General features: G+C 71.3%; 16 protein-coding genes and 1 tRNA gene. 11 read left to right on the top strand and 6 right to left on the bottom strand.

Annotated features, from left to right (window positions below; all coding sequences use genetic code 11):
- Nucleotides 1-48 precede the first annotated feature (48 nt).
- A complete protein-coding gene (locus ACIQID_RS03785; protein ID WP_312672772.1) occupies nt 49-591 on the bottom strand; it encodes a TetR/AcrR family transcriptional regulator in 543 nt (180 codons plus the stop codon).
- A gap of 96 nt (nt 592-687) precedes the next feature.
- Between ACIQID_RS03785 and ACIQID_RS03780 the strand changes: the two genes are divergently transcribed.
- The 9 genes from ACIQID_RS03780 to ACIQID_RS03740 all read left to right on the top strand — a co-directional run bounded on the left by ACIQID_RS03780 (nt 688) and on the right by ACIQID_RS03740 (nt 10301).
- Entirely contained in the window at nt 688-2223 is a 1536-nt protein-coding gene (locus ACIQID_RS03780; protein ID WP_331202737.1) for an MFS transporter, read from the top strand.
- Nucleotides 2224-2305: 82 nt separating this feature from the next.
- Nucleotides 2306-3349 carry a 3-isopropylmalate dehydrogenase gene (locus tag ACIQID_RS03775; RefSeq protein ID WP_400282120.1) on the top strand — a complete coding sequence of 348 codons (1044 nt, stop codon included), beginning with the start codon at nt 2306-2308 and terminating at the stop codon, nt 3347-3349.
- A gap of 62 nt (nt 3350-3411) precedes the next feature.
- Entirely contained in the window at nt 3412-4512 is a 1101-nt protein-coding gene (locus tag ACIQID_RS03770) for a branched-chain amino acid aminotransferase (RefSeq protein ID WP_400282117.1), read from the top strand.
- A gap of 189 nt (nt 4513-4701) precedes the next feature.
- On the top strand, nt 4702-5682 hold the full coding sequence (locus ACIQID_RS03765) for a hypothetical protein (RefSeq protein WP_400282114.1): 981 nt from the start codon (nt 4702-4704) through the stop codon (nt 5680-5682).
- A 115-nt stretch (nt 5683-5797) separates the two neighbouring features.
- Nucleotides 5798-6577: a fumarylacetoacetate hydrolase family protein gene (locus tag ACIQID_RS03760; protein ID WP_136052200.1), complete on the top strand. Its 780-nt coding sequence runs from the start codon at nt 5798-5800 to the stop codon at nt 6575-6577.
- Nucleotides 6574-7833: an MFS transporter gene (locus ACIQID_RS03755; protein ID WP_400282112.1), complete on the top strand. Its 1260-nt coding sequence runs from the start codon at nt 6574-6576 to the stop codon at nt 7831-7833. Before ACIQID_RS03760 ends, ACIQID_RS03755 begins: the two co-directional genes overlap by 4 nt.
- Complete coding sequence (locus ACIQID_RS03750; protein WP_312672762.1) at nt 7830-8594, top strand: class I SAM-dependent methyltransferase; 765 nt, start codon at nt 7830-7832, stop codon at nt 8592-8594. Before ACIQID_RS03755 ends, ACIQID_RS03750 begins: the two co-directional genes overlap by 4 nt.
- A gap of 29 nt (nt 8595-8623) precedes the next feature.
- Nucleotides 8624-10129, top strand: coding sequence for a glutamate--tRNA ligase (gene gltX / locus ACIQID_RS03745; RefSeq protein WP_312672760.1), 1506 nt, complete (start codon nt 8624-8626; stop codon nt 10127-10129).
- A gap of 100 nt (nt 10130-10229) precedes the next feature.
- A tRNA-Gln gene (locus ACIQID_RS03740) sits at nt 10230-10301 on the top strand.
- A 55-nt stretch (nt 10302-10356) separates the two neighbouring features.
- On the opposite strand, the gene ACIQID_RS03735 is transcribed toward ACIQID_RS03740, so the two are convergent.
- The 5 genes from ACIQID_RS03735 to ACIQID_RS03715 form a co-directional block, all read right to left on the bottom strand.
- Entirely contained in the window at nt 10357-10896 is a 540-nt protein-coding gene (locus tag ACIQID_RS03735; protein ID WP_144881004.1) for a hypothetical protein, read from the bottom strand.
- Between the two features lie 112 nt (nt 10897-11008).
- The gene (locus ACIQID_RS03730) at nt 11009-11707 is read right to left on the bottom strand and encodes an ion channel (protein ID WP_400282107.1); all 699 of its coding nucleotides are present in this window, start codon (nt 11705-11707) and stop codon (nt 11009-11011) included.
- Nucleotides 11708-11711: 4 nt separating this feature from the next.
- Nucleotides 11712-13556, bottom strand: a complete 1845-nt coding sequence (locus ACIQID_RS03725; RefSeq protein ID WP_400282104.1) for a glycoside hydrolase family 15 protein — start codon at nt 13554-13556, stop codon at nt 11712-11714.
- Nucleotides 13553-13681 carry a hypothetical protein gene (locus ACIQID_RS03720; protein WP_312672753.1) on the bottom strand — a complete coding sequence of 43 codons (129 nt, stop codon included), beginning with the start codon at nt 13679-13681 and terminating at the stop codon, nt 13553-13555. Before ACIQID_RS03720 ends, ACIQID_RS03725 begins: the two co-directional genes overlap by 4 nt.
- A gap of 106 nt (nt 13682-13787) precedes the next feature.
- Nucleotides 13788-14777: an alpha/beta fold hydrolase gene (locus ACIQID_RS03715; protein WP_400282100.1), complete on the bottom strand. Its 990-nt coding sequence runs from the start codon at nt 14775-14777 to the stop codon at nt 13788-13790.
- A 250-nt stretch (nt 14778-15027) separates the two neighbouring features.
- Here ACIQID_RS03715 and ACIQID_RS03710 point away from each other — a divergent pair, with 250 nt between their 5' ends.
- Together ACIQID_RS03710 and ACIQID_RS03705 are read left to right on the top strand one after the other, a co-directional pair.
- The gene (locus tag ACIQID_RS03710; RefSeq protein WP_400282097.1) at nt 15028-17661 is read left to right on the top strand and encodes a LuxR C-terminal-related transcriptional regulator; all 2634 of its coding nucleotides are present in this window, start codon (nt 15028-15030) and stop codon (nt 17659-17661) included.
- Between the two features lie 77 nt (nt 17662-17738).
- Nucleotides 17739-18158, top strand: coding sequence for a DUF6325 family protein (locus ACIQID_RS03705; protein WP_312672750.1), 420 nt, complete (start codon nt 17739-17741; stop codon nt 18156-18158).

Here is an 18158-nt window from a genome sequence, read left to right as displayed (position 1 = left end):
TGAGCGCGAGGCTCCCGCCCTTCTCCGTAACTGCGGCCTCATCCCGCGTCAGGCGGTGGCGCGCAGCACGAGGGCGATGAGATCGGCGAGCTCGTCGCTGCGCGGGACCAGGCGCTCCGGCCCGTGCACGTCGAGCGAGTTGTTGAAGTAGAGGCCGTCGCTCACGAGCATCACGAGGTCGAGGCTGGCGGTGTCGCGGACGTGCGGACGGATCGTCTCCGCCCAGCGACGCCGGGTCTCGCGGAGCATGTCGGACGCGGCGGTCGAGCCGCCCTGGGCCAGCCGAGTCGTGGCGATGAGCGCCCGATCGAGGGCGTCGTCCTCCATCACCGAGGTCCGGACGTAGTACGCGACGGGGCCCTCGTCGGCGGTGCGCATGCGCTCCAGATCGAGGGTGGTCAGTTGGTCGAGGCGCTCCAGGAGTCCGGTCTCCAGGTCGTCCTTGGAGCGGAAGTGATAGAGCAGGCCGCCCTTCGACACCCCTGCGGCCTTCGCCGTGGCCTCGAGCGTCGCGGCGCGTTCGCCGTCGTCGATGAGGATCGCCTCGAAGGCGTCGAGGACCTTCTCACGGGCGAGGGGAGGGCGGGGCATCGGTCATCCTCTGAGCGGGATCGGGAGGGCGGCATCTGTTACTATACCAGCCGGACGGTTTAGTAACGAGCGGTCCGCAGGAAGGAAAGGTGTTCCATGACCCGTACTGCGTCGATCCCGACGACAGAGACGGAAGCTCCCCGCGTCGGGGCTCGGGGGTGGGCGGCGCTCGTCGTCCTCATGCTCCCGGTGCTGCTGGTGTCGGTGGACAACACGGTGCTGAGCTTCGCGCTGCCCGAGATCTCGATCTCGCTCGCGCCGAGCGGGGCCGAGCAGCTCTGGATCATCGACGTCTATCCGCTCGTGCTCGCCGGACTCCTGGTGACCATGGGGACACTCGGCGACCGCTTCGGGCGTCGCCGCCTGCTCCTCATCGGCGCCACCGGATTCGCCGTGGTCTCCGCGCTGGCCGCCTTCGCGCCGACCGCGGGCCTGCTGATCGCCGCCCGCGCTCTGCTCGGCTTCTTCGGCGCCATGCTGATGCCGTCGACGCTGTCGCTGCTGCGGTCGATCTTCCAGAACCGCGACCAGCGCCGCATGGCCATCGCGGTCTGGGCGTCCGCGTTCTCCGCCGGATCCGCGCTCGGTCCCATCGTCGGCGGCTTCCTCCTCGAGCACTTCGCGTGGGGCTCGGTGTTCCTCATCGCCGTGCCGGTTCTCATCCCGCTGCTCATCGCCGCGCCGCTGCTCGTGCCGGAGAGCCGTGACCCGAACCCCGGCCGCATCGATCCGCTCAGCATCGTGCTCTCCATGGCCGCGATGATCCCGGTCGTCTACGCGATCAAGTCGTTCGCGGTCGACGGTCCGTCGCTGTACGCCGGGGGATGGGCGCTGCTCGGCCTCGTGATGGGGACGCTGTTCGTGCGCCGTCAGCTCCGCGCCGACACCCCGATGCTCGACATGGCCCTGTTCCGCCGCGGGTCGTTCTCGGGCGCGATCCTGGTGAACCTGCTCAGCGTGGTGGCCCTCGTCGGGTTCCTGTACTTCGTGTCGCAGCACCTGCAGCTCGTGCTGGGGCTCTCGCCGATGGTCGCGGGCCTCGCGCTCGTACCGGGGATGGCGGCGATGATCGTCGCCGGACTCACGGTGGTGCCGATCTCGCGGCGGGTGCCGCCGCACGTGCTCATCCCGGCGGCGCTGGTGTTCTCGGTCGCGGGGTACCTCATCGTCGCGTTCACGACGCACGAGCACGGCGTGGCTCCGCTGATCCTCGCCTTCGCCGTCCTCGGCATCGGCATCGGCGCGGCCGAGACCATCTCGAACGAGCTCATCCTGTCCAGCGCCCCCGCGGCGAAGGCCGGTGCCGCCAGCGCGGTGTCGGAGACGGCGTACGAGCTCGGTGCCGTGCTCGGGACCGCGGTCCTCGGCGGCATCATCACCGCGTTCTACCGCGGCGCGCTGGTGCTGCCCGAGGGGCTTCCGGCCGAGGTGGCCCGCGCTGCACAGGAGACGCTGGCCGGCGCCTACACCGCCGCCCATGAGCTCCCGGCCGCGCTCGGCGACGCCTTGTGGCAGGCGGCGGCCGACGCGTTCGGCTCCGGCGTCACCGTGACCTCGCTCATCGGGGCGGGCCTCGTCGTCGTCGCCGCGGTCATCGCGGCCGTCACACTGCGCAAGGCACCCACGCACTGACCACTACGCTGGGGGGACCGGCCCGTTCGACCCGCGGTCGCGCCGCGGCCGGTCCACCCCCGTGCAGTGCGCAAGGAGTCTCATGTCGCGTGTCGTGAAGCTGGCCGTCATCCCGGGTGACGGCATCGGTCCCGAGGTCATCGCCGAGGCGGAGAAGGTGCTCGACGCCGTCACCGCCGACAGCGACGTGACGTTCGACAAGACCCGCTTCTCGCTCGGTGCCGACCGGTACCTCGCGACCGGCGACACGCTCACCGACGACGACCTCGCCGCGATCTCCGCACACGACGCGATCCTCCTCGGCGCCGTCGGCGGGACGCCGGGCGACCCGCGGCTGAAGGACGCGAACATCGAACGCGGACTGCTGCTGAAGCTCCGGTTCACCCTCGACCACTATGTGAACCTGCGCCCCTCGAAGCTCTTCGCCGGAGCTCCCGGCCCGCTGTCGAACCCGGGCGAGGTCGACTTCGTCGTGGTCCGTGAAGGGACGGAGGGGCCCTACGTCGGCAACGGCGGCGCGATCCGGAAGGGGACGCCGCACGAGGTCGCGAACGAGACCTCCGTGAACACGGCCTTCGGTGTCGAGCGGGTCGTCCGCTACGCCTTCGCGCTCGCCGAGCGCCGCCGTCAGAAGCTCACGCTCGTGCACAAGACCAACGTGCTCGTGCACGCGGGTGCCATCTGGCAGCGCGTCGTGAACGAGGTCGCCGCCGAGCACCCCGACGTCGCCGTCGACTACCTGCACGTCGACGCCGCCACCATCTTCCTGGTCACCGATCCCTCGCGCTTCGACGTGATCGTGACGGACAATCTCTTCGGTGACATCCTCACCGACCTCGCCGGCGCCGTCACGGGCGGCATCGGCCTCGCCGCCTCGGGGAACATCAACCCCGATGGCGCCTTCCCGTCGATGTTCGAGCCCGTGCACGGCTCGGCTCCGGACATCGCGGGTCAGCAGAAGGCCGACCCGACCGCCGCGATCCTCTCCATCGCGCTGCTGCTCGACCACCTCGGCCTGACGGCCGAGTCGGCGCGTGTGAGCGCCGCGGTCGAGGCGGACATCGCCGCCCGCAGCGATGCCCGCACCACCGCGGAGATCGGCTCCGCGATCACTGCCCGTCTCTGAACGGCGGGCGTAGGCTGACAGGGCGCGAGGATGCGCCCACCCCACGAGGATTGGATGACGACATGACGACGATCGACGCCGAGACGAGCGTGGCTCCCCTGGAGTTCGCCGTGACGAAGAACCTGAACGCGGCCTCGCCGGCACGCGTCGCCGAAGTGCTGGAGAACCCCGGGTTCGGGGTCGTCTTCACAGACCACATGGTCGACATCTGCTGGTCGGCCAAGGGCGGCTGGCACCGTCCGCGCGTGCAGCCCTACGGCCCCATCCCGCTCGACCCCGCCGCCTCCGTGCTGCACTACGCGCAGGAGATCTTCGAAGGCATCAAGGCCTACCGGCACGCCGACGGCTCGATCCACACCTTCCGTCCCGACCGCAACGCCGCGCGTCTGCAGGCCAGCGCCCGCCGCCTCGCGCTGCCGGAGCTGCCGACCGAGTACTTCATCCAGTCGCTGCGCGAGCTCATCGCCGTCGACGGCCGGTGGGTGCCCTCCGGTGCCGACCAGAGCTTGTACCTGCGACCGTTCATGTTCGCCAAGGAGGCCTTCCTCGGCGTGCGCGCGGCGCAGAAGGTCGCCTACTACGTGATCGCCAGCCCCGCCGGCGCCTACTTCAGTGGAGGCGTGAAGCCCGTGCGCATCTGGCTCTCCGAGGATTACGCGCGTGCCGGCCGCGGTGGCACCGGCAAGGCGAAGACGGGGGGCAACTACGCCTCCAGTCTCCTGCCGCAGGCCGAGGCCAGCGCGAAGGGCTGCGACCAGGTCGTGTTCCTCAACGAGAACCGCGACGTGGAGGAGCTCGGCGGCATGAACGTCGTGTTCGTCTTCAAGGACGGTCGTGTCGTGACCCCCGAGTCCGACAGCATCCTCGAGGGCGTCACGCGGGACTCGCTGCTGCAGCTCGCCGAGGACCGCGGCTACACGGTCGAGAAGCGTCCGATCTCGATCGACGAGTGGCGTGAGGGCGTGGCGTCCGGCGACATCGTCGAGGTGTTCGCCTGTGGCACCGCCGCGGTCGTGACCCCGATCGGCGCGCTCGTGGGCGAGGGCTTCGACGAGCCGCAGCCGCTGGGCGAGCTCGCGCTGTCCCTCCGCGAGGAGCTCACCGACATCCAGTACGGGCGCCGCGAGGACAAGCACGGCTGGCTGCTCCGCCTCGACGCCTGATTCGATTCCCGAGACCCCGTCTTCCCGCCGACACCCCGCCGTGTCGACGCAGGGAAGGCGGGGTCTCGGCGTGTACCCGGGGGCTCGCGCGCTGGGACGGTTCCTGCACAAGGCGGGGCGGGTGGGGGACGAGGGGTGGGGGGTGTGGAGAACGAGGGGAGAAGGGAGTCTGCGGGGGAGAGTGAGGGGATGTCGCGGCGCCTCTCGTTCTCTGAAGCCTGGGATCTCGTGCGGCCGCGGGGGGAGGTTCTGGACGCGGGGTGCACCGAGCGGGAGCTGGGGGCGGCGATCGCGCACGGCAGGTTGCGGCGCGTGCACCGCGGGGTGTACGTCGACGCGGAGGTCTGGGACGAGCTCTGGCCGGAGGGGCGGCAGCTCGTGCGGGTGTGCGCCGTCCGCAGAGCCAGCCCCGGTGGAGGCCCGGTTTTCTCGCACCTCTCCGCCGCCGCGCTCTGGGGGCTGCCGCTCGTGGGGCCGATCCGGGACGACGTGCACACCGCGATCCGCAGCCGTCGGCACACCAGGACCGAGGCCGGAGTCGTCCGGCACCAGATGATGCTCGACGAGGGCGATGTCGTCCGGCGGCACGGGCTCCGGTGCACGTCGCTGGCCCGCACCGTGTTCGACCTCGCCCGGCTGCTGCGACCGGAGGCCGTCATCGCCGCGGGGGATGCGGCACTGCGGCTGGTCTCGGTCGACGGGCACGAGGTGGACCAGGAGGCCGTCGCCGCGTGGCGCGCCGAGGTCGACCGGCTGTGCGCGCCCGGGCTCCGGGGCGTGCGGCGCGCGCGATGGATCGGAGCCTTCGCGGATGGACGGGCGCAGCTCCCGGGCGAGAGCGTGAGTCGCCTCCAGCTCCACCGACTCGGCTTCCGGGACATCGATCTGCAGGTTCCCGTCGTGGGCTCCGACGGTGCTCGGTACTTCGCCGACTTCGGGTTCCCGCGGTCGCGGGTCTTCGGGGAGTTCGACGGTGAGGACAAGTACCGGGATGCGGAGCTGCGGACGACGTCCACGGTGGCCGATGCGGTGATGGCGGAGAAGCACCGCGAGGACGAGATCCGCGGGGTCACGGGATGGCGGGTGGTGCGCTGGGGCTCCCGGCACATCCGCACCCCCGAGGACCTCGGACGACGGCTCGCCGCGTTCGGCGTCCGTCCTCCCGGCTGAGGTCTGTCGAGCCCCCGGGGTCGTGTCGAGACCCCGCCTCGCCTGCGCACGAGAGCCGGGGTGTCGACGAGAAAGTGGGGTCTCGACAGGGGAGCAGGGGATCTAGGGTGGAGGGATGAAGATCGCCCGGTTCAGCCACGACGACGCCATCATGTACGGGATCATCGACGACCGCGAGCTCGTGGTCCTGGCCGGGGACCCGATGTTCTCCGGGTACGAGACCACCGGTGCCCGCGTCCCGCTGACCGAGGTCACACTGCTCGCGCCCGTGATCCCGCGCTCCAAGGTCGTCTGCGTCGGGAAGAACTACCACGACCACGCCGCCGAGATGGGGGGAGTGGCCCCCGAGGAGCCGCTGCTGTTCCTCAAGCCGAACACCGCCGTGATCGGCCCGGACGACGCGATCGTGCGTCCCGTCGCGCTCTCCGAGCGGACGGAGTACGAGGGCGAGCTCGTGGTCGTGATCGGGCGGATCGCCAAGAACGTGAAGGCGGAGAACGCCCTCGACCACGTGCTCGGCTACACCATCGGCAACGACGTCACGGCGCGCGACCTGCAGCGCAAGGACGGGCAATGGTCGCGGGCGAAGGGCTTCGACACGTTCTGCCCGCTCGGCCCCGTGATCGAGACGGACTTCGACCCCGCGCAGGCCACGATCGAGACGCGGGTGAACGGCGAGGTCCGCCAGCATGCGCCGCTCACCGACATGATCCACTCGGTCGCCGCGATCATCGAGTACGCCTCCGCGGTGTTCACGCTCCTTCCGGGCGACGTCATCATGACGGGGACTCCCGCCGGCGTGGGCACGTTCGAGGCGGGCGACACGGTCGAGGTCGAGATCTCCGGACTCGGCATCCTCCGCAACACCGCGCGCGACGCCGCTCCCGCATCATGACCGAGGTCGCCCTCACGGCGACGCAGCAGCAGGCGGTCCAGCGCCGCACCGTGCTCGTGCTGTCGCTGGGGCAGGTGCTCGGCGGCATCGCGTTCGGAGCCACCGTGTCGCTCGGTGCGCTGCTCGCCGCGGACATCTCCGGCAGCGACGCGCTCTCCGGACTCGCGACGGCGTCGGTGACCCTCGGGGCCGCGGTCTGCGCGATCCCGCTCGCCCGGATGGCCGCGCGGCTCGGACGGCGTCGTGCCCTCACCCTCGGCAACCTCTTCGCCCTCATCGGCATCGCCGTGGTGATCCTCGCGGCATCCGTGCGCGTCTTCCCGCTCCTGCTCGTCGGCATCCTGCTGATCGGTGCGGGGAACGCGGGCAACCTGCAGTCCCGGTTCGCAGCGACGGATCTCGCGGCGCCGCAGCATCGTGGGCGCGACCTCTCGATCGTCGTGTGGTCCACGACGATCGGCGGCGTGGCGGGGCCGCTGCTGCTCGGCCCGGGGGAGGTCGTCGGGCAGGCGATCGGCATGCCCCCGCAGACGGGTTCCTACGTCTTCTCCTTCGTGGCGCAGTGTGCGGCGCTCGTGCTCTACCTCGTCGCCCTCCGCCCGGATCCGCTGCTCGCCGCGCAGCGACTCGCGCAGGCGGCGGCCGCCACGACGAGCGCCGTCGTGGCGGATCGCCCGCGCGTGGCGCGCTATGCGATCTTCGCGATCGCGGGGTCGCACGTGGTGATGGCATCGGTCATGGCGATGACCCCCGTGCATCTGTCCCACATGGCGCACGGCGCCCACGGTGCGGCGGCGACCCCGGCCGACGTCTCGGCCCTCGTCGGCATCACCATCGCACTGCACGTCGGGGGCATGTACGCGCTCTCGCCGGTGTTCGGCGTGCTGGCCGACCGCTGGGGGCGGCTGCGCGTGGTGCTGCTCGGGCAGGCTCTGCTCGGCGGCGCCCTGGCCTTCGCCGTCTTCGCGGGCACCGAGGCGTGGGGCGTCATGGTGGCGCTCATCCTCCTCGGCCTCGGGTGGAGCGCCGCCACGGTCGCCGGCGCCGCCCTGCTCACCGAGGCCTCGGCACCCGACGTCCGCACGCGGCGGCAGGGACGCAGCGACTCGCTGATGAGCCTGTCGGCCGCCGCCGGGTCGGTCCTCGCCGGCGTCGTGCTGTCGAACTTCCAGTACGCCGGGCTCGGCATCGCGGCCTCGGTGCTCGTCCTCGCGATCGTCGCGCTGTCGCCGTTCGCCCGGAGCAGCGCGCGGTGAAGGCCTGGGACGGCGTCGGGGAGGCCTATGCCGCGTCGTACGCCGCCCTGTGCGCGGGCACGGCCGATGTCCTCGCCGCCGCCCTCGGGCCGGCGGAGGGGCGCAGCCTCCTCGACGTCGGGGCGGGGGAGGGCGGTCTCGCGTCCGGCTTCGCACACCGAGGGTGGGAGGTGACGGCCTGCGAGCCCGAGCCGACCATGCGCGCCGTCGCCCACCGGATGCACCCGGCGCTGCGCATCGTCGACGGCGGCCTGCCGGCACTGCCGTTCGCCGATCGCTCCGTCGACGCCGTCGTGGCGAACTTCGTGCTGAACCACGTCTCCTCCCCGCGGACCGCCGCCCGTGAGCTGGGGCGGGTCGCACGGGAAGCGGTCGCCGCGACGACCTGGACCCGTTCCCCGTCGTGGTTCTGGACCGAGGTCGTCGAACGCGCGGGGCTGCCGCCGTATGCGGGGGAGAGGCTTCCGGCCGAGGAGGACTTCGCACGCACCGCGGACGGCTTCGCGGCCCTGCTCATCGAGGCCGGGCTCCCGGAAGTGTCGGTCAGCGAGCACACCTGGACCTGGCACGCCGACCCGGACGCCCTGTGGGTCTCGGTCGCGGGCGGCGTGGCCGGCGCCGGGGCGCAGTACGCCGGGCTCTCCTCCGCTGAGCGATCCCGATTCCGCGCGGGGTTCGAGGAGACCGTCGCCGCGCATCGGGTGGGTACGGTGCTGCCCCTGGAGCACCGCGCGGCCGTGGCGGTCTCGCGCCGGGGTTGACCGACCCGCACCCGTAGAATCGAAGGGCTATGGCTACTCCGCACCCCCTCACCACGACCGCCGCCGGCGCCGACGTCCGCGTCCGCTTCTGCCCCTCTCCGACGGGGCTGCCGCACGTCGGCATGGTCCGCACGGCTCTGTACAACTGGGCGTATGCCCGTCACAACGGCGGGAAGATGGTGTTCCGCATCGAGGACACCGACGCCGCCCGCGACAGCGAGGAGAGCTTCCGCCAGCTCGTCGACGCGCTCACGTGGCTGAAGATCGACTGGGACGAGGGCGTCGAGGTCGGCGGCCCGCACGCCCCGTACCGCCAGTCCGAGCGGCACGACATCTACCGCGAGGTCATCGACAAGCTCCTCGCGACGGGCGCGCTCTACGAGAGCTACTCGACGGCCGAGGAGATCGACGCCCGCAACGAGGCCAACGGCCGCGCGAAGCAGCTCGGCTACGACAACTTCGACCGTGACCTCACCGATGAGCAGAAGGCCGCCTTCCGCGCCGAGGGCCGGCAGCCCGCCCTCCGCCTGCGGGTGCCGGACGAGGACCTCACGTACGTCGACCTCATCCGCGGCGAGGTCACCTTCCCCGCCGGCTCCTTCCCGGACTTCGTCGTCGTGCGCCCCAACGGTGTGCCGCTGTACACCTTCGTGAACCCCGTCGACGACGCGCTGATGGGCATCACCCACGTCCTCCGCGGCGAAGACCTCATGCCGTCCACCGCGCGCCAGCTCTCGCTCTACGCCGCTCTCATCGACGCGGGTGTGACGACGTTCGTGCCGCGGTTCGCCCACATGCCGCTCGTGCTGGGGGAGACCGGCAACAAGAAGCTCTCCAAGCGCGACCCGCAGGCCGATCTGTTCCTGCACCGGGAGCGCGGCTTCATCCACGAGGGCCTCCTGAACTACCTCGCGCTGCTGGGCTGGTCGATCGGCCCGGACCGCGACGTCTTCTCGCTCGACGAGTTCATCGCCGCGTTCGACATCGAGAACGTGAACCCCAACCCGGCCCGCTTCGACCAGAAGAAGGCCGAGTCGATCAACGGCGACCACATCCGCATGCTCGACGTGAAGGACTTCGCCGAGCGCACGGTGCCGTACCTCGCTGCGGCCGGCCTGTTCGACGAGCCGACCCACGAGCAGCTCGTCCTCGCCTTCCGCGCGGCGCCGCTGGTGCAGGAGCGCGTGCAGCTGCTGGGCGAGGTGCCGGGCATGCTCGGCTTCCTGTTCCGCGATGAGGTGTCGTACGACGCGGATGCGCTCAAGGGGCTGCCGGCCAACGCCGCCGAGGTGCTCGACGCCTGCGTCACCGCGCTGGAGCCGGTCACCGACTTCACCCCGGAGAAGATCCAGGAGGCGCTGTCGACGGCGCTCGTGGAGAACCTCGAGCTCAAGCCGCGCGTGGCCTACGGGCCGCCGCGTGTGGCCATCACCGGACGCCGCGTCTCCCCGCCGCTGTTCGAGTCGATGGAGCTGCTGGGCAAGGACGAGTCGCTGCGCCGCCTGCGCGCGCTCTCGGCGTTCCTCGCGAACTGATCCGCGACGCGCCCGAGCGGCGACACGGCACCGGTGGTTTTGGTGATCGGTCGCCGCTCGGGTAAGCTTGACTCTCGGTGCGAGGCTCCGGTTTCGCCCTTGGGGTATGGTGTAATTGGCAACACGGCTGATTCTGGTTCAGTTGTTCTTGGTTCGAGTCCAGGTACCCCAGCACTTCGAAAACCCCCGCTCCGGCGGGGGTTTTGTCGTTCTCCTGCACCGTGGCCTCAGTGCACGAAGACCTTCAGCACGATGAAGACCATGCCGAACGCCGCGGTGCCCGCGGCGCCGAGCAGCCGTACCCACCAGACGCTGCCGCGTCCGAGGAAGGCGATGTAGCCGAGCAGCGCCAGGATCACGACGCCGGACCAGAGGGCGGCGTCGTTGGCGAGGTCGTCGGGGATGAGCCGCGTCGTCCCGGCTGTGAGGATGAGGCACGGTATGGCCGCGGCGCCGAGCATCCCCAGGGAGTCGGCGAGGGAGTGGCGGAGGGCCGCTCCGATGCCGATCACGTGGCCGTCGACCTCGCCGTGGCGGGCCACCGTGCCGGCGTACACGTGGGCACCCCAGAAGACCAGCACCGTCGCGATGACCGTGAAGAGCACCGACGCCGACGTCTCGCCATGGGAGGAGGACAGCGCGACCAGACCGCTCACCAGGATGGTGCCGTACACGGCGGACTCGGTGCCGAAACCGGGGCGCAGGGTGCGGCTGGCGTTCAGCAGGGCGGCGCTGGCGGGGTCGGGTCGAGGAGCCGGGTCGCTCATCGCCGTCACCTCCCTCCTCGCGTCGTCGGCCGTGGCCGTGCGGCGCGCACGCCGACGCGTCGAACCGTAGCGGGGAACCGGTCGGGGCACATCACCCCGGGAGTGTGACGACTCAGCTCGCCGCCGCGCGGCCGGGATCGTCGTCGACGGCGTCCTCCCGCACCCGCGGGTGCCGCTCCCAGCCCGTCACGACGCGCGCGACGACGGTGACGAGGAAGAGCTGCCCGACGACGGCCTCGCAGATCGCCACGCTCTGGGCGCCGGGCTCGACGGGGACGACGTTGCCGTAGCCCGTCGTCGTCATCGTCGTGAACGAGAAGAAGAGCACGTCGGTGATGGCGTCGGGCTCGCGTCCTCCGAAAAGCGGACCGCCGGTGAGCGCGATCGCGCTGAAGACGTAGGTGAAGAACATGCCGATCAGGAGATAGGCGCAGACCGCCGCCCAGAGGGTCCGGGCGTCGATGCGCCGCCCGCGCAGCTCGGAGGCGATGATCACCACCAAGGCGAAGAGGTAGGCGGCGGCCGCGGCGACGCTCAGCCCGACGGCGAGCACGGTGCCGGGCTGTCCCATCGCGAAGGCGGCGATGGTGACGAGCAGGACGATCCCGAGCGCGGCGTCGCCCACCGCTTCCGTCCTCCGCCGCACCCCTGCGGCGTGCAGCGCCGCCGCGACGGTGAGCAGCTGCGCGGCGAGCGCGACCAGGCTCGGGCTCGCCGACGCCTGCGCCGCCGTGAAGCCGTAGGAGACGACGATCGAGGCCAGGACCAGCGGGTAGCCGCGCAGATGCCGCCAGGCCGATCGCGCGCCCATGGGCTCAGCGCGCTCGATCGAGCTGGTCGTTCAGCGACAGCGCCGCGTCGATGAGCGCGAGATGCGTGAAGGCCTGCGGGAAGTTCCCGATCTGCTCCCCGGTCGGCGAGATCTCCTCCGAGAACAGCCCGACGTGATTGGCGTACGTGAGCATCTTCTCGAAGACGAGCCGTGCCTCGGCGACCCGCCCCGCGCCGGCGAGCGCCTCCACGTAGAGGAAGGTGCAGAGGGAGAAGGTGCCCTCCGAACCGGCGAGGCCGTCGGGGGACGCCGCCGGGTCGTATCGGTAGACGAGGCTGTCCGAGAGCAGCTCGTCGCCCATGGCGTCCAGCGTGGACAGCCACATCGGATCCCTCGGCGCGATGAAGCCCACCTGCGCCATCTTCAGCAGCGAGGAGTCGAGCACCGTGTCGCCGTAGTGCTGCACGAACGCCTGCCGCTCGGGGTTCCAGCCGTGCGCCATGATCTGCTCGTACACGGCGTCCCGCTCGCGGATCCACCGGTCGACCGGCGCCGGCCGACCGTGGATCGTCGCGAGACGGATGCCGCGGTCGAAGGCCACCCAGCACATCAGCCGTCCGTAGGTGAAGTCCTTGCGGCCGCCGCGGGTCTCCCAGATGCCCTCCTCCGGCTGATCCCAGTTGTCGACGAGCCAGTCGAGGAGTTCGCAGATGGTGACCCAGCCCGGATGACCGATGGGCGCGCCGTGCTGATCGAGGTACCAGATGGCGTCCAGGGCCTCCCCGTAGATGTCGAGCTGCAGCTGGTCGGCCGCGCCGTTGCCGATGTGCACGGGGGAGGAGCCGCGATAGCCGCTCCAGTGGTCGAGGGTCTCCTCGCGGAGGTCGGGGGACCCGTCCACCCGGTACATGATGGCGAGGGGGCCGGCGGCATCCGGCGCGCGTTCCGCGACCCGGTCCTTCAGCCAGCCGCCGAGCGTCACCGCCTCGTCGTGGAACCCCATCCGCAGCAGCGCGTGGACCGAGAAGGAGGAGTCCCGCACCCAGGTGTACCGGTAGTCCCAGTTGCGTTCGCCGCCGATCTGCTCCGGCAGTGCCGCGGTGGGAGCGGCGACGAGGCCGCCGCTCGGCGCGTAGGTCATCAGCTTCAGGGTGATCGCGGAGCGATGCAGGAGTTCGCGCCAGCGGCCCGAGTACGGCGACTGTCCCACCCAGTCCTGCCAGAAGCGCGCGGTGTCGTCGTGGAGCTGCTGGATCTCCTCGGGGCTGATCTCCCTCGGGACGGCGTCCGGACTCGTCTCCAGGACCACCCCGCGGACGTCACCCGTGTGGAGCGTCACCGTGAGGCTCAGGTCTCCGTCGTCGTCCGTGAGCGCACCCGTCGACCGGGGGGCGGTGGGGTGGCGCACCACGCTGACCGCGAGACGCGCGTCCTCGGCGACGAAGAGGGCTCCGACATCGCTCACCTCGAGCGTGTGCGCCCGCCGGCCGTAGTCGAACCGCGGGGCCATCTCGACGGCGAACGTCACGGTTCCGCGGACGCAGCGGAGGAGACGGATCAGGCTGTGTCCTTCGCGGGCGGAGTCCCCTGCCGTCGGCATGAAGTCGACGAGTTCGGCGACGCCGTCGTCGGTGAGGAAGCGGGTGATGAGGATCGCGGTGTCGGGGAGGTAGAGCTGCTTCCTCGTGAAGGAGTCTGTCTCCGGGCGGATGCGGAATCTCCCGCCGTCCTCGTCCAGCAGAGCACCGAAGATGCTGGGCGAGTCGAACCGCGGGCTGCAGAACCAGTCGATGGTGCCGTCGGTCGCGACGAGGGCGGCCGTCTGCAGGTCGCCGATGAGCCCGTGCTCGGCGATGGACGCCGGCGCACCGGGAGCCGCGGTGCTCACCGCTGCCGTCCCTGCTCGTGTCGAGCCTCCGCGGGTGGCGGTGCGGCCCCGTCCATCTCCTGGCGCAGGAGCGCGGAGATGTCGATCGGTTGCGTGTCCGTCGCGGTGGGATCCATCGTGCGCATGGCGACTCCCTCTTCGGCGCCCCCTGCGGACGCACGGCGCCACCGTACGTCCGGGGCGTACGGCGCCGGATCACTCCGAAGGGGTGATAGTGGGGAGACGGACGTGTCAGGTGCCCGACGGCAGCGAGCCGCGGTGGATCTCGTAGGTGCGCGTGACCCCCGGCGCCTCGGGATCGTCGACGATGGGCCGATCCGCCATGAACAGGCGGATGACGTTCGCGAGCTCGCGGGGGTTGCTGTAGTTGATGGCGTGCGCGGCTCCTTCGATGACCACCGCGAGCACGTGGTTGTCCGTGCGCGATGCGACCGCCTGCAGCCGCTCCGGTCCCGGCATCAGCGGGTCGCGGTCGCCGATGACGACCAGGGTGGGGATATCCAGGGCCAGCAGCCTCTCCAGCGACGGGTAGTGGGTGAGGGCCCGGAACAGGCGCGCGGTGCTCGATACCCCGAAGCGGAGGTAGTCGGGGCCGGCGATCCGCATCAGGCCCGGCGGCTCGCGCACGCCGTCCCTGGCGAGCTGCAGCATGGCGCGCTGCACGGGTTGGTTGTGCACTCCGCCCGCGGGCGACACCAGGACCGCCCGGTCGATGCGGTCGGGATGATGACGCGCGAACTCGCAGATGACGGGACAGCCCATCGAGTTGCCGACGAGCGTCGCGCGCTCGACCTGACGGTCGTCGAGGAAGCGGGCGACGGCGTCGGCGAGTCCCGGGACGTCCAGAGGGGTGCGGGGCCGGCCGCTCCGACCGGAACCCGGCAGGTCGGGCACGAAGGTGTGGAAGTCGTCGCGGAGCATCTCGGCGGTCGGGAGCAGGTACCGGCCGGACAGACCGAAGCCGTGGATGTGCATCATCGGGCGGGCGACCGGAGGCGCGGGGGACTCGCGATAGAACACGTCCACCCCGTCGATCGTGGTCCAGCGTTCGTCGAGTGCGGAGGCGCGGTGGCGTGGCAGGCGCCGCGTACGGGGCGCGGCGGCCGCCGGAGGAGGCGCCGGGCGCGCGGCCAGCCACCGCCGGTAGTCGTCGTAAGGATCGTCCGGTTCGTTCTCGGGGCTCGTGTTCCACGGGTGTCCCCGGCGTCGACGGTGGCTCATGGCGATGCCTCACCTCCTCCCGAGCCGGATGACGGGTCGCGCAGCACCTCGCGTGCGTTGAGGGTACTCACGGGACGCGCGGACGACGTCATCCGTCGCGGATGATGATGGCGGACCGGACCACTCCGGGAAAGTCACCCTGATCGGGTGATCCGCATCTCCCGGGGTGGTGTCACCCTCAGTAGGCTCCATCGCCACGGGAACTTCGCTGTCCCCCTCTCACGGGACCTCAGAGGAAGCGTCGCTGAATGTGCTGAAGGTCGTAAGCGGTCAGTTCATCCCCTCCTACGCCGTCGACAGGCCGGCGGCGCGCGGTGAGCTCGACGGTGCACTCCTGCGGCCGCTCACCCTGGTCACCGCGTCCGCCGGCGCGGGCAAGTCCGTGCTCCTCAGCCAGTGGGTCCGTGCGCACCCCGAGCGCCGGTTCGCCTGGGTGGACCTCAGCGACGACGACAACGATCCGCACCTCTTCGTGAAGCACCTCATCGACACCGTGCGGCGGATCGCCCCGGAGATGGGATCCGTTCCGGAGCCCGATCGCCGCGGGGGCGCCTCGGGCGAAGACCCCCTCCTGCTGCGGGGCCTCGCGGCGCGTCTCGGCGCCGTCGGGGACACCGGGATCGTGCTGGAGAACCTGCACGCCGTGCACAACAGGTCGATCGTCGCGGAGCTGAGCACGGTGGCCGCTCTCCTCCCGCCGACGGTGCACCTGGTCGTCTCCAGCCGGATCGACACCCCGGAGGTGTGGAACGAGAACAGGCTTCGCGGTGAGGTGGGGGAGATCGGGCAGTCCAGCTTCGCGCTCGACCTCGACGAGGCCGCCACGCTCCTCGCCACGCTCGCGGGCCGTCGTCTGGACGCCGAGGAGGTGGGGGTGCTGCTGGAGCGCACCGAGGGGTGGGTGACCGGCCTGCAGCTCGCGGCGTCGGAACTGCGCCAGCGCTCCGACACGGCCCGATTCGTCGCCGAGTTCCACGGGGCGGATCGCCTGGTCGCGGGCTACCTGACGAGGGAGGTGCTGGACCCCCTGTCGCCCGTGGCCCGCCGCGCACTCCAGGAGCTGTCGGTGCTGGACCGCTTCGACGTCGACCTGGTCGCTGCGCTCGGCCACCCGCAGTCCACGTGGGATCTCGTCCGCCGGCTGGAGCAGGGGGCGTTGTTCGCGACCGCACTCGACGACTCCCGGGAATGGTTCCGGCTGCATCCGCTCCTGCGCGAGCTCCTGCAGCATCAGCTGCGCGCGGCGGACGCGGCCGCGGAGACACGAGTGCTGCTGCGTGCGGCCACCTGGCACCTCGATCGCGGAGAGCCCGGCACCGCGATCGAGTACCTCCTCCGGGCACACGCCTGGGACCGCGCGATCGATGCGATCCTCGCCTGCAACGTCGATCTGTTCGAGCAGATCGACACCGTCGCGGTGGCGCGCCAGCTCAACGAGATCCCCGACTCCGCCCTGTCCGGCCACATCGACGTGCAGCTGCTGCGGGCGGTCCTGACCGCGACGACCGGTGCCACCGCGCTCGCCGAGGACCGCCTCCGCGCGATCCTGGCGACGCCGGGCATCACGGCGGGGGAGACGGCCTACGCCCAGACATTCCTGGCGAGCCTCGTGCACTGGAGGTCCCGGCCCGACGTCTCGATCGAGTTCGCCGAGCGGGCCCTGGAGGGGATCGACTCCCTCGTCGCCCCGGAGCTGCCGGCCTCCTTCCTCTCGCCGGCGATCCTCCGCACGATCGCACTGATGTCCAGAGGACGCGCGTACCTCTTCGTCGGGGACTTCCTCCCGGCGCAGCAGTCCCTCGAGGAGGCGCTCCGGTCGGAGGGCGCCGGCTACTCGGTGCTGAGGATCGGTGCCCTGGGCTCCCTCGCGCTCGTGCACGCGTGGTGCGGGCGCACCAGGGAGGCGAGCGACTTCGCGGCGGAGGCGCAGGCCCTGGCCCGGGAGCGCGGCCAGGAGGATCACCCCGCCACGGCGGAGGCGCATCTGGCGACGGCGCTGGTCGCCCTCGCCAAGGGGCGCCTCGACCGCGCCGAGACCGCGCTGCGCGCGGGAGCCCGACTGGCGAGCACGGACTGCCGCGCGTCGCTGAGCTGGGTGGCGTTCGCCGCGTTCTCCACTCTCGATGACCTGCGCGGCAGCGACCAGATCCGCACGACGCCGCTCGGCTCACCGCCCCCGCTCGTCGCCGAGGCACTGCTGGCCCGCCGCGCCAGGGCGATGCGGCTGAACGGTTCTCCGGAGGGCGCACGTCGTCTGCTGAGCGCCACCCCGGAGCTCACGACCGCCGTGATGTTCGAGAAGGTCGCGGCCGAGCTGACGCTCGGACAGCTCCCGAAGGCGCAGGCGCTGCTCCGGGAGTTCACGACGGTCCCCGATGCGCGCGGCCCGCTCGGCCGCATCCGCGGTCTGCTCCTCGCGTCGTGGTGCGCCGCGGAGGGCGCGATGGGCGGTCGTGCCCGCGCGCTTCTGCAGGAGGCCCTGCAGCTCGCCGAGGCGGAGGTGCTGGTGACGGTGTTCGTCCACGCCGGTCCTTCGACGCTGCGGAGAGTGGTCGAGATGACCGAGGGGCACCCGGCACCGATCGCCGAAGCGGTGCGGGCGGTCGCGCCGTACGGGACCGAGGGCCAGCGCGCCGACGGGCCGCCCGTGCACCTCACGGAGCGCGAGCGGGAGCTGCTCGCCCTTCTCCCCACGCGCTTCACCAACGTCGAGCTCGCCGAGAGGTTCTACGTCTCGGTCAACACGATCAAGACGCACACCGCCCACATCTACGGGAAGCTGGGCGTCTCCACACGGAGCGAGGCCATCGCACGAGCCACGCAGCTGGGTCTGCTGAGCACGCGCAGCACCCCGGCCCTGTCGCTCGTCGACCGCGACTACTGATCTCCCGCCTCATTCTCCGCGGGTGATGTCCCTCGTCGGCCCCGCGACCTACCCTCGATCGGGAAGGGAGCGGCACGATGACAGATTTCCCGTACGGACCCGTCGAGATCTACCTGATCGGATTCGACGGCGACCGCCCGGGCAGGGAGGTCGCCGCCTCGATCATCGACCTCGTCGAGGCCGGCACGGTGCGCGTGCTCGACCTGCTGTTCGTGTCCCGGCAGTGGGGCGGGACGATGACCGTGCGGGAGCTCGAGGAGGTCATCGACGATCACGGCCTCGCGAGTCTCGAGATCCTCGAACTCGGCCTGACGGGCGAGGAGGACATCCGCCAGCTCGGCGCGGCCATCGATCCCGGCACCTCGGCGGCGATCCTCGTCGTCGAGCACGTCTGGGCACGGCGGTTCGCCCAGGCGCTGTTCGAAGCGGGCGGGCGCGTGCTCCAGACGCAGGAGATCCCCGCCGCGGTCGTCAACGAGCTGGTCGCCGTCACCTGA

Source organism: Microbacterium sp. NPDC091676 (assembly GCF_044756645.1).
GTDB classification, from domain to species: Bacteria; Actinomycetota; Actinomycetes; order Actinomycetales; family Microbacteriaceae; genus Microbacterium; species Microbacterium paraoxydans_D.
Note: the sequence above shows the minus strand (reverse complement) of the source record. Positions and strands in the feature narration are given on the sequence as shown.

Coding starts and splice junctions, on each gene's coding strand:
- ACIQID_RS03785 (WP_312672772.1), bottom strand. CDS start 591: ATGCCCCGCCCTCCCCTCGCCCGTGAGAAGGTCCTCGACGCCTTCGAG.
- ACIQID_RS03780 (WP_331202737.1), top strand. CDS start 688: ATGACCCGTACTGCGTCGATCCCGACGACAGAGACGGAAGCTCCCCGC.
- ACIQID_RS03775 (WP_400282120.1), top strand. CDS start 2,306: ATGTCGCGTGTCGTGAAGCTGGCCGTCATCCCGGGTGACGGCATCGGT.
- ACIQID_RS03770 (WP_400282117.1), top strand. CDS start 3,412: ATGACGACGATCGACGCCGAGACGAGCGTGGCTCCCCTGGAGTTCGCC.
- ACIQID_RS03765 (WP_400282114.1), top strand. CDS start 4,702: ATGTCGCGGCGCCTCTCGTTCTCTGAAGCCTGGGATCTCGTGCGGCCG.
- ACIQID_RS03760 (WP_136052200.1), top strand. CDS start 5,798: ATGAAGATCGCCCGGTTCAGCCACGACGACGCCATCATGTACGGGATC.
- ACIQID_RS03755 (WP_400282112.1), top strand. CDS start 6,574: ATGACCGAGGTCGCCCTCACGGCGACGCAGCAGCAGGCGGTCCAGCGC.
- gltX (WP_312672760.1), top strand. CDS start 8,624: ATGGCTACTCCGCACCCCCTCACCACGACCGCCGCCGGCGCCGACGTC.
- ACIQID_RS03735 (WP_144881004.1), bottom strand. CDS start 10,896: ATGAGCGACCCGGCTCCTCGACCCGACCCCGCCAGCGCCGCCCTGCTG.
- ACIQID_RS03730 (WP_400282107.1), bottom strand. CDS start 11,707: ATGGGCGCGCGATCGGCCTGGCGGCATCTGCGCGGCTACCCGCTGGTC.
- ACIQID_RS03720 (WP_312672753.1), bottom strand. CDS start 13,681: ATGCGCACGATGGATCCCACCGCGACGGACACGCAACCGATCGACATC.
- ACIQID_RS03715 (WP_400282100.1), bottom strand. CDS start 14,777: ATGAGCCACCGTCGACGCCGGGGACACCCGTGGAACACGAGCCCCGAG.
- ACIQID_RS03705 (WP_312672750.1), top strand. CDS start 17,739: ATGACAGATTTCCCGTACGGACCCGTCGAGATCTACCTGATCGGATTC.